The sequence below is a fragment of the Actinopolymorpha sp. B17G11 genome (assembly GCF_040196095.1).
In the GTDB taxonomy this organism is placed as follows: domain Bacteria; phylum Actinomycetota; class Actinomycetes; order Propionibacteriales; family Actinopolymorphaceae; genus Thermasporomyces.
Genome location: NZ_JBEFTW010000032.1, coordinates 23,581 through 40,086 on the forward strand (window position 1 = coordinate 23,581; position 16,506 = coordinate 40,086).

Annotated in this window: 12 protein-coding genes; 6 read left to right on the forward strand and 6 right to left on the reverse strand. The window is 69.2% G+C overall.

Annotation, left to right across the window (positions count from 1 at the left end; all coding sequences use genetic code 11):
• Positions 1-9: 9 nt before the first annotated feature.
• From ABN028_RS26715 to ABN028_RS26730, 4 genes are all read right to left on the reverse strand, one after another.
• A complete protein-coding gene (locus ABN028_RS26715) occupies positions 10-1,788 on the reverse strand; it encodes an ABC transporter ATP-binding protein (RefSeq protein WP_349698528.1) in 1,779 nt (592 codons plus the stop codon).
• Positions 1,785-3,764 carry an ABC transporter ATP-binding protein gene (locus ABN028_RS26720; RefSeq protein ID WP_349698529.1) on the reverse strand — a complete coding sequence of 660 codons (1,980 nt, stop codon included), beginning with the start codon at positions 3,762-3,764 and terminating at the stop codon, positions 1,785-1,787. Before ABN028_RS26720 ends, ABN028_RS26715 begins: the two co-directional genes overlap by 4 nt.
• 50 nt (positions 3,765-3,814) lie before the next feature.
• Positions 3,815-5,140: a serine/threonine-protein kinase gene (locus tag ABN028_RS26725; RefSeq protein WP_349698530.1), complete on the reverse strand. Its 1,326-nt coding sequence runs from the start codon at positions 5,138-5,140 to the stop codon at positions 3,815-3,817.
• A gap of 77 nt (positions 5,141-5,217) precedes the next feature.
• Positions 5,218-7,383 (reverse strand): VWA domain-containing protein, encoded by a 2,166-nt coding sequence (locus tag ABN028_RS26730; RefSeq protein ID WP_349698531.1) that lies wholly within the window; start codon positions 7,381-7,383, stop codon positions 5,218-5,220.
• Between the two features lie 304 nt (positions 7,384-7,687).
• Here ABN028_RS26730 and ABN028_RS26735 point away from each other — a divergent pair, with 304 nt between their 5' ends.
• Entirely contained in the window at positions 7,688-9,073 is a 1,386-nt protein-coding gene (locus ABN028_RS26735) for a polysaccharide pyruvyl transferase family protein (protein ID WP_349698532.1), read from the forward strand.
• 51 nt (positions 9,074-9,124) lie between these two features.
• On the opposite strand, the gene ABN028_RS26740 is transcribed toward ABN028_RS26735, so the two are convergent.
• Complete coding sequence (locus tag ABN028_RS26740) at positions 9,125-9,442, reverse strand: STAS domain-containing protein (protein ID WP_349330579.1); 318 nt, start codon at positions 9,440-9,442, stop codon at positions 9,125-9,127.
• A gap of 159 nt (positions 9,443-9,601) precedes the next feature.
• Here ABN028_RS26740 and ABN028_RS26745 point away from each other — a divergent pair, with 159 nt between their 5' ends.
• The 5 genes from ABN028_RS26745 to ABN028_RS26765 are packed head-to-tail and all read left to right on the forward strand — an operon-like array spanning position 9,602 to position 14,832.
• On the forward strand, positions 9,602-10,306 hold the full coding sequence (locus tag ABN028_RS26745; RefSeq protein ID WP_349330580.1) for a response regulator: 705 nt from the start codon (positions 9,602-9,604) through the stop codon (positions 10,304-10,306).
• Complete coding sequence (locus ABN028_RS26750; protein ID WP_349698533.1) at positions 10,303-11,691, forward strand: HAMP domain-containing sensor histidine kinase; 1,389 nt, start codon at positions 10,303-10,305, stop codon at positions 11,689-11,691. The genes ABN028_RS26745 and ABN028_RS26750 overlap by 4 nt, the downstream gene beginning before the upstream one ends.
• On the forward strand, positions 11,688-12,344 hold the full coding sequence (locus tag ABN028_RS26755) for a GerMN domain-containing protein (RefSeq protein ID WP_349698534.1): 657 nt from the start codon (positions 11,688-11,690) through the stop codon (positions 12,342-12,344). The genes ABN028_RS26750 and ABN028_RS26755 overlap by 4 nt, the downstream gene beginning before the upstream one ends.
• Positions 12,345-12,403: 59 nt before the next feature.
• Complete coding sequence (locus ABN028_RS26760; protein ID WP_349330583.1) at positions 12,404-13,024, forward strand: ArsR/SmtB family transcription factor; 621 nt, start codon at positions 12,404-12,406, stop codon at positions 13,022-13,024.
• A complete protein-coding gene (locus ABN028_RS26765; RefSeq protein WP_349698535.1) occupies positions 13,021-14,832 on the forward strand; it encodes an ABC transporter ATP-binding protein in 1,812 nt (603 codons plus the stop codon). Before ABN028_RS26760 ends, ABN028_RS26765 begins: the two co-directional genes overlap by 4 nt.
• A 105-nt stretch (positions 14,833-14,937) precedes the next feature.
• Here ABN028_RS26765 and ABN028_RS26770 read toward each other — a convergent pair whose 3' ends face one another.
• A complete protein-coding gene (locus ABN028_RS26770) occupies positions 14,938-16,443 on the reverse strand; it encodes an HNH endonuclease signature motif containing protein (RefSeq protein WP_349698536.1) in 1,506 nt (501 codons plus the stop codon).
• Between the last annotated feature and the right edge of the window lie 63 nt (positions 16,444-16,506).

Sequence of the window (16,506 nt, forward strand, 5' to 3'; positions counted from 1 at the left end):
GTCGGCTGGTCAGTGGTAGCCGCGGGCCTGGAGTGCGTAGAGCTCGGAGTAGTGGCCCTGGGCGGCCATCAGCTCCTGGTGGGAGCCGACTTCGGCGACGCTTCCCTGGTCGAGGACGACTACGAGGTCGGCGGCGGCGACCGTGGAGAAGCGGTGGGTGACCAGCAGGGTGACCGCGCCGCGGGACCGTGCCTTGCCGGCGGCAGCGATGTACCGCTCGAAGAGGCGATGCTCGGTGGTGGCGTCGAGAGCGGCCGTGGGTTCGTCGAGGACGAGCAGGAGCGGTTCGGTACGCATCATTCCGCGCGCGATCGCCAGACGCTGCCACTGGCCGCCGGACAGGTCGACGCCACCGGGCCAGGAGCTGCCGAGCTGGGTGTCCAGGCCCTGGGGAAGTGCCTGGAGTACGTCATCACTCGCGGCGCTGCGGAGCGCGGCGCGAACGGCCGGCGGGTCGTGGAGACGCGCGAGGTCGCCGACGCCGACCGTCTCCTGTGCGAGAAGTTCGAGCTTGGCGTGGTCCTGGAAAGCTCCGGCGGTGCTGGTTCGCCATGCGTCGATGTCGACCTCGGCGAGGTCGGTCTCGTCCAGCAGGATCCGGCCGGACGTGGGTCGGTACATGCCGGTGAGGAGTTTGACCAGGGTCGTCTTGCCGGCGCCGTTCTCGCCGACGACGGCGACGACGGCACCTGCTGGTAGGTGGAGGTCGACATCGCGGACGGCTGGTGTGTCGGCGTCGGGATAGCTGAAGGTCAGGTGCTCCAGTCGGATCCCGTCGTCGAGCCGAGCCGGCGGGGCGCTGGTCCGGGACCGTCCGACGCGGACTTCCTGGTCGTAGTCGCGCAGCCAGAGGAACTGGCCGGTGATGCGAGCGATGCGGGTGAAGCTGATGATTGCCCACTGCACGGACCGTCCGGCGTACTGCAGACGGCCGACCAGCAGGACGGCCAGGACCAGCGCACTGACGGGGACGGACCGGGCGAGTGCGTCGCTGACCATCCACGCCAGGACGGCGGCAGCGGTGAGGAAGAAGAACGTGGCGCACGCGCCTTCGACTGCGTTCGTACGGATGGCCAGGCGCACACCGGGTTGTCGCCAGCCGGTCACCGCCTCGGCGAGTTCGGCCCGCATGGTCCGGCGGATCCCGAACACGCGTAGCTCCGCACCGGCTGTGGGTGAGGTGCCGAGAGCCAGCAGGTGGGTGGTCAGGCGGCCCGGTTCGGCTGAGGACTGCTCGGCGGCGGCCTGCCAGGGCGCCAACCAGCGGGTCGCGGCGAGGATCGGGAGGCCGGCGAGCACGAGCAGCAGCAGTCTCGCGTCGGCGGTCAGCGCGAGCAGGATCGTGCCGGTCACGAAGACGAGATCATTGAACGTGCCGAGAAGCATGTTGAAGGCGCCGCCGAGGGCGTCGCGCTGATCGCGCAGGATCTGCAGCCGGTCGAGATAACGCGGCGACTCCAGGTGGTCCAGTGTCTGGATGCTCGCGGTGATGCGGGCGATCTCGGTGTCGAACGCGAAGCCCACGCGTTCCATCTGGTTGACCCGTGCGGTCGTGCCGGCGATCTGAAGGATCCAGTTGAGGCCGATCGATGCGGTGAAGGCGCTCACGGCGAGCACCATCTGCCTCGTGTCGTTTCGTACGGCACCTTCGACGAACCACGCGAGGTAGAGGGGTTGAAGCAGGCCGATGACCTTGCCGACGGCCTCGAGGAGACAGACCAGCGTCTGCCAGGGGCTGACCCGCACGGACATGGCCACGACGATGCCGATGCCTCGAAGTGCCCTCATGGCGCCGGCACCTGCCCGGTGTCGTCCGCTGTGTGCCCGGCGTACTCAGACCGGCCGGCCCCTGCGGCGGCGAAACGCCGCGCCTGCAGGCTGAACATCTGGGCGTAGGTGCCCCCAGCGGCCAGGAGTTGGTCGTGCGTGCCGTCCTCGATGACGTGTCCCCGGCCGATGGCATCCTGGCCGATCACGACGATGCGGTCGGCGTGCCGGACGCTGGAGAGCCGGTGGCTCACGAGCAACGTCGTCATCCCGGCCGTCACCTCGAGGAAGCGGTCGAACAAGGCCGCTTCGGCGCGCACGTCGAGCGCGGCCGTGGGTTCGTCGAGCACGAGGATCCCGGCCCCGCTTGCGACGGTGGCGAGCGCACGGGCAAGGGCGACCCGCTGCCACTGGCCCCCGGACAGGTCGGTGCCGCCGGCGTACTCAGGCGACAGGATGGTGTCCCAGCCGTGCTCGAGCCGTTCCAGGAGCTCCGTGCCGCCTGCGTCCTCGAGCGCTCTGGCCAGGACCGAGTCGTCGACCTGGTGCGCGGGCGAGTGTGGGTTGGCGTTGGTGCGTCCGGTGGGGCCAGTTCGGCTGTGCGGTCCGACATTCCGGCGCAGCGACAGCTTGTAGCGGACGAAGTCCTGGAAGATCACCCCGACTCGTTGGCGTACCGAGTCGTCGGCGGCGGGGTCGCCGCCGTCGATCCGGACGGTTCCCGAGTCTGGCGCGTAGAGCCCGCAGAGGAGTTTGATCAGCGTCGACTTCCCCGCGCCGTTCTCACCTACGACGGCCAAAGCCTGGCCGGCCGGCACCGTCAACGACAGCCGCGTGAACGTCGGCTCCTCGCGCGTCGGGTAGGTGAACGTCACGTCGCGAAGCTCGATGCCCGCGGCACCCGACCGGATCGCCGTCGCGCGCGAGGCCGCCTGCGCCGGCGTCTGGTAGGGAGGATCCGGCAGCTCCCTCAGCCCGAGCTGGGTGCGGAGCCGGACCAGCTCCCACGTCGCGGCGGTGGAGCGGCCGAGCGCCATCTGCTCGTCGCCCAGCGGGCCGAACGCCTCCAACGCGAGGATCGCCTGCACCAGCGTGACGATCGCCGCGAGCGAGACCACACCGGCTGAGGCGTCGCGCGCGAGCAGAGCCAGCACCAGTCCGTTGGCGGCGAGCATGGCGACCGCGGCCACCATCACCATGCCCAGCCCACGGTGGCGATTGCGCCAGACCAGAACCATCGCGGCTTTCCACGTGGTCGAGTAACGCTCCAGCAGCCAGCCCGCCAGGCCGAACAGCCGGACCTCCTTCGCTGGCCCGGCGCCGGTCAGCAGCCCCCGCAGATAGGCCGCGCGGCGACGTTCGTCACCAGCGACCTCGAGGACGTTGTCGTGCTGCCTGTTCACCCACCAGGTGAACACCCGGGACAGCACGACGTACGACGCGGCCACGACGAAAGGTGCCCACCAATGCCACGCCATCAGCACGAGGAACGAACCCACACCGGTAAGTCGGGTGCGGACGATCGACCACGTGAGCTCGATACCCGCGGTGAAGTCCCACTCGCGGCTGGCGTTGATCACCGCATCGAGGCGTCCGGCGACGTCGGGATCCTCCAGGTGGGCAACGCCGTGCGGCGCCGTCCCCGCGTCCATCGCCATGTCGTAGAACGTGCGGACGTAACGTGCCGAGATCGCCTGTGACAACGCGGCCGTCGCTGACGTCAGGATCGGCGAGGAGACGAACGTGGCCGCGACGAGGAGCAGCCAGAGCCACACTCGTTCGGCAGCGGCCGGTGATGCCCCGGCCGCGGCGGCTTGATGTAACGACCCGATCAGCTGACCGGTCGCCAGGATGCCGCCGGTCACGACAGCAGCCGAGCCGGCGGCCAGCCCCAAGGCCGTCAACGAGTGGGCCGGTGCTGATGCCCACAGCACCCGGCCGTAGAGAGCCATCCGACGAAACGACCCGGCCACCGGAGACGAGCCTGGAACTCCCATGCGCGAAAGCTAACGGCAGGCCGGGGTCGAGAACCAGTGCTTTAGGGGGGTCAGGAAGTGCGTTCCCAGGAGTACGCGTTCTCCCGGCGTACGCAGGTGACCCTCTCTCCGTTCCTGGTCGTCTCGATCAAACCCACCTCGATGTACGTACAAGGCTCGCCTGGTCGGGCGTCACTCCCCGAGCCGCCGGTGGGAGGCGATGTTCCTGGCGACCGCTCCCCAGACGCGGACGGAGATGGGGAGGGGGACGGAGACGAGGACGAGGTTTCGGGCGCCTGCGTACCAGGCGTGTGTGTTCCCGGGTCGGGCGGCTGCTCTCCGCGCAGTGCCGCCTGCGCGACGTAGGCCGACATGCCCAGCGCGGCGACGACGGTGAGGCCCACCAGAGTCTGCCGCCAATGCCGCCCGCTCGGGGCAGGAGGCCTGGCCCGGCGTGGGTCGCGAGGCGTCGTCGGTCTTGTCAAGGCTGGCTTGACGGAGGGAGGGTGCGGTGCCGACCGGCGTACGAAGTCGGCGGCCGATGGTCCATTCGGCCCCCATCCTGGCGGCAGCGGCGGGATCACGTCGGCGATGTCGACCACGCCGGCCGGGTCACTCGGGACCGCGCCGGGATCCGGCAACAGGCCTGTCGCCGCCAGCTCCGAGCGGGCGTGCGCAGCGGAGTCGGGACGGCCGCCAGCACTCCAGGCGGCGAGCCTGCGCAAGTAGTCCCAGAGCGGAGGCGGCACATGGTCAGGGCGATGCGTACCCACGCCGACGTCGGGATCGGGTCGTACGCCGGTCAGCATCTCGACGGCGACGATGCCAGCGGAGTAGAGGTCGTGGCGGGGTTCGGGCTCGGCGCCCCGGACCTGTTCGGGAGCCAGATATCCAGGTGTTCCGAAGACCTGCGAGGTACGCGTCATGCGTGGCTCGTCGAGCGGGACAGCCACCCCGAAGTCGCTGAGGAACACGTGCGGACGCGTGCGGCCGGTCGCATCGAGGAGCAGGTTGGCGGGCTTGACGTCGCGGTGGACGAGACCGGCCGCATGGACGGCAGCCAATCCGTCGAGCAGTTGGTCGAGCAGCAGGGCGGCCCACTGCGGCGGCAGCCGTCCCGCGTTGCGCTGAAGCGAGGCGACCGAACCGCCGTGGACCATCTGCATCGTGAAGAGGACCCGCTCGTCCTCGCCGGCCCAGCCGAGTGGCGTGATCACATGCGGATGGCTGATCCGGAAACTCTGCTCCCGGACGAACCGCAACAGCGATCCCGCGTTGAACTGCTGCAGGACCTTCGCCGCGACATAGCGGTGTTCGCGATGGTCCCAGGTGCGCCAGACCGCGCCCATGCCGCCCTCGCCGAGAATGTCGACGAGTTCGTAACGTCCTGCGAGCACCGTGGTCAATCTCCCACGTCAGAGGCAAACGCTCGAGGGTAGCCCTGTAAGGGATCGTGGACGACGAGCGTTGCGTGTTATCGAGGCGGGGCCGGCGGCGGGTTCTGCGGCGGACCCTGATTCGGCTGTTGCGGTGGCTGTCGCGGCGGCTGCGGCGGTGGCCATGGGAGGTTCTGCCCCGGTGCCCCTGCTGGCGTGCTGCGGGGACGGCGGAGCAGGAACACCGCCAGGATGACGCCGAGGAGGACCACCGCACCACTGCCCCCCGCCACGGCGACGGGCATCAACGAGCCCGAGCCGTCGGCGGCCGAAGGCTCAGATGCGTCTCCTTCTCCCGACGATCCCGACGATCCCGACGCCCCCGACGATCCAGCCGGAGCCTCACCATGCTTCTCCTCAGTCTTCGCCGGCTCCGGTTCCGGGTCGGGCTCCAGGTAGGTCGGCTCTCCAGAGACCTCGCCCTTGACCGCCACCGCGATGTCGATGGGCTCCTGGTACTTCCGTCCTTCGTCGTCGGCGTTCTGTTGGATCGCGACGTAGTAGTGGCCCGCGAGCGAGGCTGCCTGGATGGTGTCGCCGCCACCGTCCTCCCGGTTGCGGTACCGGACCTCCGGCAACGTCGCATGGAAGACCTGGTTCCGCGAGTAGGTCCTCGTCGTACCGGTGAAGTTCTTCTCGGTGCCTCCGGGCAGGAAGAACTCGGCGCGGTCAGGTCCGTACGCACGGATCTCCACCTTCTCGCCGAGTTGGCCGAGTTGGCTGTCCAGTGCCGGGTTCGCAGGGAGCCGGAAGGTCACCGCGACGGACTGCCCCCAGTCGGCGCGGACCCGGTAGAAGAGCTGCTCGCCAGGCTGCAGCGTGCCCGTCCAGTGCCCTGGCGTGAGGGTCGTCGCGTCGGCGAAGCCACCGCCGCCGTCTGCCTTGCCCTGGCTCTGGCCGGCGGGAAGCGCTCCGAAGTCGATGTCCGCCTCCTCGACCTGCTCCGGCAACTGCTCGACGCCACCGTCGAGCGGTGGTTCCTCGATCACGACGAGTTCCATCGGATCTTCGGGCCCGCTGGCCGCCCCGTCCTCCTCGCTGCGTTCGACCTTCAGGAGCAGCCGGTCGGACGTCTTGCACTCGTCGGGGACGTACGTCGAGGCGGAACTGTTGCCGTTCGGCCCCTGGAACACCGAGGCGTTGAGGAAGTCCCTGGTCGAGCTCCACTCGAACGCGGCGCCGTTCCCCCAGGTGCATTCCTCGTCCCCGGCCGGGGTGAGCAGCTCGAGCTTCAGCTCGTCCGAGGAGGCCGCCGAGCCACTGCGCTTCTCCGGCCGACTGGTGGCGGCGGCGTGCAGGGTGGAGCCGGGAGTGCGTGTCAGCATGTAGTACTTGACCCGGCCGTCCTGCTGGGTCGGCGAGGCGAGCGTGTCGGTGTACTGGCCGGCGCCGATCTCCGGTGCCTCGCCGGGTTGGAGTCCGCCCTTGACCGGCGTACCGGAGACCGCGAAGTCGGTGAACGCACGAAGTGCTGACTGGTCAAGGCTTGCGGCGAGGTCGCCGGCGTCGTCCGCGTCGTAGTAGGTCCCGCCGCCGGCGTCGGCGATGCAGGACAGCTGGCGCTTCGCGGCGGCGCCGACATGCAGGCCGACCACGTCGATCTTGAGGTCGATTCCCTTGGCGTGGATGTCTCGCGCGACCAGGCAAGGGTCGGGGGTGCAGGTCTCCTCACCGTCGGAGACGAGCAGGATCGTGCGCTTGCCCTCGGTACCGAGGTCCTTGGCCGCCTGCTTGAGGCTGTGCGCGATCGGTGTCTCTCCGTACGGCTTGTACTTCGCGATGGCAGTCTTCAGCGCCGGCTTGTCCGCCGGTCTGATCGGCACGACCAGCTGGGAGTCCGTGCACGCACCTGGGTCCGACTTCTCGAAGACGGTGGCGCCGTAGACCCGCAGCCCCACCACGGCGTCCCCCGGGAGCTTGTCCACCACCGTGTTCAACGCCTGCTTGGCCGCGCTGATCTTGCTGGTACCGGACTGGTCGGCCTCCTTCATCGACCCCGACGAGTCGAGTACCAACAGCAGCGAGCCCTCGCTGGCCTCGCCTTTGTCGAGTTTGTCGAGCGCGGAGGGCGGTGCCGCGAGCGTGGGGAGCGTGGTGGGTGGAGTTGCGAGCGCGGGCGCGACGAGCGGTCCCGCCGCAAGGGACGCCGCGGCGAGGGCGGTGGCAACCTGGAGAAGGTGACGGTACGCAGCTCTGCCCAACATGGCCGCCATCGTGAGCCCGCCCGCTGTATTTCCACTGTGGCGCGCCTGTAGGCCGGTGCGATCCCGACGGTTGGCGAACTTGTGTACGCAGAGAGATCGTCTGCGCACGCTTCGAAGTTGTCGCCCAGCCCCGGCAACTTTGGTGCCAGTTCATCCGTCATGAGAATGCAGGTCGTGATCACGGGGATGAGTGGTGTGGGTACAGGCGCTCAATCTGCCAGCAGGCCTGACTGCTACTCTCCAAATCCTACCTAACTAGTCTGATATATCGCCCATACCGTTCAGTTCGACCCAAAGGAGCGCAGTGAGCACTGGCACGACGCACGGTCCCCGGGTGCTGATGGTGGGTGCGTACGAACGAGACAACTTCGGTGACCTGCTGTTTCTCCTGGTGACCGAGAAGTTTCTGCCGAACGCGCAGGTGGTCTCGTCCGCCCCGTTCAGCGCCGACATGACCGCGTTGCTGGACCGCAAGGTCGAGGCCTACAGCCCGCTGCTGTTGGACGAGGAGTTCGACGCGGTCTGGACCGTCGGAGGACAGGTGGGCGGCACCGACCTCAGGAGCGCGTTCCGGATGTCGGCCGGCCCTGAGCTCTACCGTGAGTACCGGCGCAGTTCGCCGGCCAGGCGCGACGAGATGGTGCGCGAGGCGGCGGGCAAGGTCCACATCGCATCGCCGTACATCCCATCGCTGGCCTCCTACCCGCTCAACGCGGGGGCCATCTCGGTGCTCAACTCGGTCGGGGTGTCCGGGATCCGGGGCGCCGAACGCTACCGCCGGGAAGAGCTCATCGCCCTGCTGCGCGCGGCAACCCTGGTCTCCGTGAGGGACAAGGAGTCGAGCGTCTATCTCACCGAGTTGGGGATCGAGCACCGCCAGGTTCCCGACGCCGTGCACGCGATCAGTGTCCTGCGACCCGCTGAACGCAACCCTGACTCGGATGTAGCGATCTTCCAGGCGTCGACGTCCATCCTCACCAAGCTGGGCCACGCCAACGTCGCGGCGGCGCTCGTCGCCAGCGAACACCTCAAGGGCCTGCGGATCCGGCTCCTGATGGCCGGCACCGCCAACGGCCACGACTCGGTGGCCGACTTCGAGAAGGTCATCACGCACGCCAAGCGGATCGATCCCGGTGTCGACATGGAGATCGTCGCCGACCGGCGCCCGTTCGACCTGTGCGACCGCATGCGCGAGGCGCGGGTCGTGATCGGCACGTCCCTGCACGTGCGGATCATCGCCTGTGCCTACGGCATCCCGCGGGTGACGCTGTCGCGGACCAAGCCGACCCGGTACGCGCGAGCCTGGGACCCAGACATGCCCTTCGACGTGTCCCTGGGCGGGCTGGACGCGGCCGTCGGAATGGCGCTGGAGGCCGCCGACCGTCCCGAGGTCCTCGCCCGGTCGCGGGAGCTCTCCCAGCTCGCCCACGACAACCTCACCAACTTCGCCGAGCAGGTCACGACCCTGGCGGCGACCCAGACCGCGGAGGACAAGGCGCGGCGCCGCGACGCCAGGCGACACACCCAGGCGGCGCTCCTCGCCAGTCGTACGGAGGAACTCAAGCGTGCCCGCGAGGAGCTGATGGCGATCCGCTCCTCGCGCACCTACCGGCTGACCCAGAAGGCGGGCAAGATCGTGCGGGCCATCCGCCGATCGCTCGGCGCCAAGGCCACCGCGCGCGCCGCATAGCGCTGGCCGCTTGCCCTGCCTGCTCGTCGCCTGCGCCCGCACTCTGCGCGGTCAGCGAAGGGGCGGATCCACGAGGAAGACCCGGTGCAGGCCGGTACGCCGGAGCAGGTCGAGCGCCTTCGCGTTGGGGTTGCGGATGATGACGCCGCCGCCCCGGGCCCTGCAGGCTCGGTGGGTGCCGAGCAGTGCGGCCAGCGTGGTCGACGACAGGCGGTCGATCCGGGACACGTCGACGATGAGGTTGCGTACGCCGGCGAGAACGAGATCGCGGAGCTCCCACCGCAACTCGGCCATGCCGTTGGCGACCAGCGCCTCGGTCAGGATGACTTCGGCCTCGCTGTGGACGAGAGACTTTCCGGTTGCCCCCATGGCCAACTCCCGAGTTGGTTTCGAGAATCCCCGATGTATGGCTCCACGTTGTCACCATGGCTTTGAGGTCGCTCGGCCGGTTACTTTGCGATTACGTGACGAAGTCCTCCGGGCGTGACCTGGAACGCGTCGCCGCACAACCTTTGGCAGCATGGGCCCATGCCGACGCGGGTGCTTGTGGTGGAGGACGACGACCGGATCAGGTCCGTCCTCCGGCTGGCCCTGGAAGACGAGGGCTACGCGGTCACCGAAGCGGTGGCGGCGGAGGAGGCCCTGCCCTCCCTCTCGGCCACGTCTCCCGATCTGATCATCGTCGATCTGATGCTCGGCGAAATGGACGGTTTCACCTGCATCAGGGAGATCCGGCGGTCAAGCGACGTGCCCATCATCATCGTCAGCGCCCGGGTCGACACCCACGACATCGTCGCCGGTCTGGAAGCGGGAGCCGATGACTACGTCACGAAACCCTTCCAGATCAAGGAGATCACGGCCCGGCTCCGGGCCCTGCGCAGGCGGCTCAGGGGGCCGAGTGATGCGGAGGCGCCGGCCGACATCGTGCTCGACTCCGATCCTGACGCCAGGCTGGTGCTCTCACCGGCTCGGGGGACACTGCGGCGGGCTGGGCAGGACCTGCACCTGACGCTCACCGAGTTCCGGCTGCTGAGCGAGCTCGCCACTCCGCCCGGGCGGGTACTCAGCCGGCAGGTGCTGCTGGAGTCGGTCTGGCAGCACGGCTTCTTCGGCGACCAACGCATCGTCGACGTCCACATCCGCCGGCTGCGGACGAAGATCGAACGCGACCCGGCGACCCCGCGGCTCGTCGTCACCGTCCGGGGGCTGGGCTATCGGCTGGACCCAGCATGAGCGCGACCGGCATGAGCCGGGTGGTGCGGGCGCGCGGGCTGCGTGGTCGGGTGGTTCTCGCCTTCGGCGTGGGCGCGCTGCTCGTGTCCGCCATCTTCGCCGTCCTGACCTACGGTCTGACGCAGAGCTATCTGCTCACCCAGCGTGAGCAGGCCGTGGTGCGGCAGGTGTACATCGATGCCAACTTCCTTCGCGGCCGGCTGGAAACCGCCGGAGCCGACATGCCCACGGTCCTCACCGCGAGTACGCCCTCGGCCGACGCCACCATCGTCGTGAGCCGCGGTGGGCGGTGGTACTCCTCCTCGCTGGAGGCCGGACGCGAGTCACTGCCGTTCGCGCTGCGCGCCGAGGTGGAGTCGGGGCGGCCCGCGTCGATGCGGACCCGGCTGGGTGGCGAACCCGTCCTCGTCGTCGGGGTGCCGCTACGGGCGGTCGGTGCGTACTTCTACGAGGTCGTGCCGCTTACCGAACTGCAGGAGACGCTCCGCATCCTCGGCACGGTCCTGCTGGGCGGCGCGTTGGTGGCCGCCGCGGCCGGTGGCGGGCTCGGCGTGTGGGCGAGCCGGTCGGTCCTGCGACCGCTCAACGAGGTGGCCAGTACGGCGGCGCAGATCGCGGGCGGGCAACTCGACACCCGTCTGGCGGCGACGAGGGACCCCGACCTCGCGACCATCGTCGGTTCGTTCAACAGCATGGTCGACACGTTGCAGCAGCGGATCCAGCGCGACGCCCGGCTGGCCGCCGACGTCAGCCACGAGCTGCGGTCGCCGCTCACCACGCTGGTGGCGAGCGTGGAGGTCCTCAACACCAGGCGGGACGAACTGCCGCAGCGGTCCCGGCAGGCGTTGGATCTCGTGACCGGAGAGCTGGAGCGGTTCCGCAACCTGCTCGACAACCTGCTGGAACTCGCGCGGATGGACGCCGGTCTCGACCCGCGGGCGATCGAGCCGGTGCCGCTCGCGGACCTGCTGGGCCATACGCTCCGCCGGTCGGGCCGCTCGCCTGACCTGCTCGTCGTCGAGTCGGATGCGAAGGTGAACGGTGACAAGCTGATGCTGGAGCGGATGTTCGGCAACCTCTTCGACAACGCCGAGATCCACGGGCACCGGCTCGTGCGGGTCCGGCTCCTCGCCGACACCGAGGCCGACGACCGCGTTCTGGTGTTGGTCGACGACGACGGTCCGGGCGTACGACGAGAAGACCGGGAACGCATCTTCGAACGCTTCGCGACCGGGCGGACGGCACGGCGGTCCTCGTCGGGCACGGGGCTCGGTCTCGCGTTGGCGCGTGAGACGGTGGCCGCCCACGGGGGAGCGGTCTGGTGCACGGATCGTCCGGAGGGCGGCGCACGCTTCGCCGTCTCGCTGCCGCGGGTGCAGCCATGAGCCGGCGAACGGTGGGCCTGCTCCTGGTGGGTGCCGTCCTTTCTGCCGCGTCGGCGCTGCTCGGCGGGTGTGGGGTGCCGAGTCAGGACCGGCCGACACTCATCGAACCGACCACGGTGCCGTTCGGCCTGCTGAGCAACCGGTCGGCGGCGGCCAAGGCGGGTGCCACTCCGCTGCCGGGTTCGGACACGAGTGCCGACCCGTTCTTCCACACGAGCGTGGCGGTCTACTTCGTCGAAGGCAAGACCCTCGTCGGAGTGAAACGTAAGGTCCGACCGGGGCCCTTGCCGGACCGGGTGGACGTGGTGGTCGAGGCGCTGACCTCAGGACCCGCCGCGCCGGAACAGGCCCGTGGCCTCAGCTCGGCCATCCCACCCGGCCTGCGGCTCGCCGTCGCGTCGTTCGAGGCCGGGCAGGTCACCATCGACCTCGCCGGCGACCCTGCTGGGCTGACGGCCGCCGAGAGCCCGCTCACCATCGGACAGGTCGTGCTGTCGCTGACCTCGCTTCCCGGCGTCGAGCGGGTCCAGCTCACCCGCGACCACAAGCCGGTCGAGGTCCCGCTGGTAGACGGCTCACTCACGACGAGACCGCTTGCCGGAGTGGACTACCAGGTCCTGCGGGACCGTCCCACCCCTCCCGCCGGCAACTGAAGCAGGTAACACTCGCCATCTCGTTGACAAGACATGTTTCGAAACAGTAATTTCGAAACATGTCTTCCGACGATATCGATCCGGGTGTCCGCGAGCTGCGGGACCCGAAGGCGATGCGCGCGATGGCCCATCCGGTCCGGCTCCAGGTGTTGGAGATCCTGGGCGAGGAGGGGCCGTTGACGGCAACGGAGCTCGGCGAGCGGATCGGCGAGAGCCCCGCGAATACCTCGTTTCACCTGCGTACGTTGGCGAAGTACGGCTTCGTCGAGGAGGCCGAGCGGGGCAAAGGGCGCAACCGCCCATGGCGCGAGGTCAAAGGGGGGTTGCTGGTTCGTGAGGAGGAGCTGGACGGCGAGGCGCGACGCGCAGCGGTGGCGATGGCCAGAGCCAGGCGAGCGAACCTGCTCCGCCGAATCGAACGCTGGGTGGCGGAGCGGTCCAGTTATTCCAAGCCCTGGCAGAAGGTCGGCTTCGAGATGGAGTTCCAGACCCGGATGACGGTCGAGGAGCTGAAGAAGGTGAGCCGGCAGATCGGCGAGATCCTCGAGCCGTTCAAGCGCCCAGCAGGCGACGTTCCGGAGAGTGCCAAGCCCGTGACGATCGCCGCGTGGGGTTTCCGGACCGACGCGCCGGACGCTGGCGCTCGCCGTCGGACGCGCTCGGACCGGGAGTCGTCATGAGCGGCGCGGGCGGTGTCGACGCGACGACCAGCCGGGGACGACGCGGGGCGTCGTTCATGCACGCGGTCGCTCTGGTGTGGGCGGCCGGGCGGGGTGCGTTCCTCGCCGTCGTGGGGCTCTTCGCGCTCTCCGGCCTCGGTGTCGCGGTCCTGCTCCTGATCGGGAACGCCCTGCTGCACGAGGTGATCGGCCACGAGACAGCGGCGGACCTGTCGCCGGACGTGTGGTGGCTGGTCGCGGCCGCGATCGGCATCGCGGGCGTGGTGTCGTTCGCGGGAGCGGCGGGTGCTGGCATGCACCGACTGCTGGCCGAACGCACGATACGCCACTGCAGCGAGGTGGTTCTGCGGTTGGCGGGACACGTACCCCTGCGGGAGTTCGACTCTCCGGCGTTCCACGACACGCTGCAACGCGCGGAGCGGGCCGGGAGCAGCACGCTGCCCATCGCGATGGCGGTGCCGCAGTTCGCCGGTGCGGTGGTCGGCACGGTTGGCATCGCGGCGGGACTCGCGACGATCAGTCCGTGGCTCGTGCCGATCACCTTGCTGGCCAGCGTTCCGTTGTGGTGGGTGGGGCGGGTCAACAGCGACGAGATGTACTCGTTCAGCTTCGGCAACACCCCCAACGACCGGGCGCGGTTCCACATCGAACGCATCGTGCACGGCCGCCCGTCGGCGCCGGAGGTGCGGGCGTTTCGGCTGGCACCGTTCCTGTTGGGGCGCTGGTCGGTGTTGTACGACGAGCGGATCGACGGGATCCAGCAGCTGGTCAGGCGGTTCGTCCGCCGGTCGGCGTTCGGCAGTGTGATCGGCGCACTCGTGCTGGGCGGCGTATTCCTTGCTGTGCTGTGGTTCGTCCGCCGTGGTGACCTCGGACTCGGCTCGGCCGCGACCGCCTGCGTGGCCGTCCTTTTGCTGGCCAACCGGTCACAGCAGGCGGCGAGCAGTCTCGCCCAGACACTGGAGCACGGTCGCTATCTGGAGGATTTCGCGCGGGTGTCGGCGCGGGCCGACGAGGTGCGGCCGCTCGCGCCCGTGGAGGTGCCGCCCTTCGCGCGCCTCCAGGTCGAGGACGTGACCTTCACCTATCCAGCCGCGACAACGCAAGCCCTTGTGGACGTGGCTTTCTCGGTCTCGTCCGGCGAGGTCATCGCGATCGTCGGCCACAACGGGTCCGGCAAGACCACGCTCGCCAAACTACTGTGCGGCCTGTACGAACCGACGCGCGGCGTGGTGCGCTGGGACGGCCGACCGCTGGCCGAACTGACCCGCGACGGCGGGTTGTCGCCCGTCGGTGTGGTGTTCCAGGACTTCGGCCGGTACTGGTTCTCCGGCGCCGACAACATCGGCCTCGGCGACGTCGACCGGGTGGGTGATCGCGCGGCGATTGAGCGGGCTGCCAGGCAGGCGGGGGCTGCGGAGTTCCTCGCCGACCTGCCGAACGGCCTGGACACTCCGCTTGGTGTCGAGGTGGACGGCGGTGCCGACCTGTCCGTTGGCCAGTGGCAGCGCGTGGCGATCGCGCGGGTGCTCTTCCGGCAGGCGGCGTTCATTGTGCTCGACGAACCGACCGCCTCCCTCGACGCCGAAGCCGAGGCGGCACTCTTCCAGACCATCCAGGACCTTCGCGCTGGTCGTACGATCGTCCTGATCTCACACCGCTTCTCGACGGTACGCACGGCCGACCGCATCCTCGTCCTCGACCAGGGCCGCCTGGTCGAGCAGGGCCCGCACGACGAGCTGATGGCACTCGACGGGCACTACGCCCGCATGTACCGGCTCCAGGCGAGCGCGTACGCCGACGCGTAACCCGACCTGTTGGAGGTTTGTCGGGATAGAAGGCGACGGACCTCCAACGCTTGGCGGCGAACGCCCCCAACGTCTGCGAACGCACGCCGTGACGCCCAGTTTGCGTCAGAACGGAGCCTTGGCGGGTTCGACGTCTGCGCTGGGTGGTCCTGTGCCGGGTGGTGGTGCGGGTCGGATGGCGTAGGTGTGGCCGAGTGGACTCTGGGCGGTGAGCTCGCCTGGCTGGTTCTGGGTCCACCACCAGCCGGCTTCGTGTTTGGCCCGGTGGTGCCGTCGGCACAGGGGTGCGAGGTTGCAGGCGCAGGTGGGTCCGCCTAATCGGTGTTCGATGGTGTGGTCGAGGTCGCAGGCGATGGCGGGACGGCTGCAGCCGGGCTGGCTACAGGTCCGGTGCATCGCCTGGATGAGGCGGCGTTGGGTGGTGGTGGGTTTGTATCGTCGGCTGCTGGCCTGGTGGTAGACGACTTTGCCGTCGATGGTGACGGTGCGGCAGTGCTCGAATCCACCGGCCGCGGCGGTCTTGATGTCGTCGATCACCGCGGGGCTGATGGCGCCGAGGCCGGCGAGTTCACCGGCTCGTGTGCCGAGGCGGAGCCAGGTTTCGAGGTCGGCGACGAGTTCGACCTTGGCCACCAGGTGCTCGTCACCGGTCTCGACACACGCACCACCATCACCCGGAGCATCCCAGGCATCTTCGCCATCCCCGGCGTCCTCGCCGTCGCCGCCATCGTCGGCTCCGGCGGTGTCGCCGCCTGCGGGAGCCGCCGAGTCATCGGCAGTGTCGGCGTTGGTGGCGGGAGGCGACTCATCGGCATCGGCAACCGCCGTGCGGGGGTGGCGGCCGCGGAGGAGGTCGAGGAAGACGTCGGCCTCGATCTGCGCGAGCGTCCTGCCATCACCATCGCCCTTGATGCGTCTGGCGAGGGTCTTGACGAACACCCTGGCCGCCGCGGTGCCAGCCATCGGCAGGTCCTGTCCCGTGATGCTGCCGGTGCCGTCCACTCCCGCACCGAACCGGATCCGTCTGCCCTGCTGCGCCTCCCGCCGTCGCTGCTCGGCGCCGTCCGGGTCGAGCTCGAGCACTTTCCGCCGGAGCCGCCGCACCAACTGCGCCCGAGTCAAACCCATCCCGACCGCAGCGTCAGCAGCAAGGATGAACTCCTCCGCCACCCGCGCCAGTTCCGGTGACAGACAGCAGGTCTCCTCGGCGATCGCCCGCGCCTTGCCCAGATTGATGGTCCCCTCCGCGAGTGCGGCCCGAGTGCCCGGCAACCGCTCGGTCAACTCGAACGCGAACGACAAATCCCGATCAGCCGACCACGGCGACAAACCCAGCGCCGCACCCACCTCAGCTGAGGCGAACTCCGAGAACGACGCGTTCACCTCAGGCGGTGAATCCGGTGTGCACGCAGGCGAACGCGCCACGAACGCCATCGCCTCATACATCGCCGCCGACACCCATGACGACTGCCGCTCCCACGCCCGCAGAACCAACACCCGCACATGGCCATTGATCGCAGCCAGATCGATACCCGCCAACACCGAAGCAAGCTCGGGACCCGGCGCAGCCGAAGCCAGCGCCGAGAAGTCCACACGCCCGCGTTCGAACATACCAGCGAGTCTACCAAATCTGTGATCATCGCCAGAGCGGGAGTTCCTTGTTTTCAAGGAATC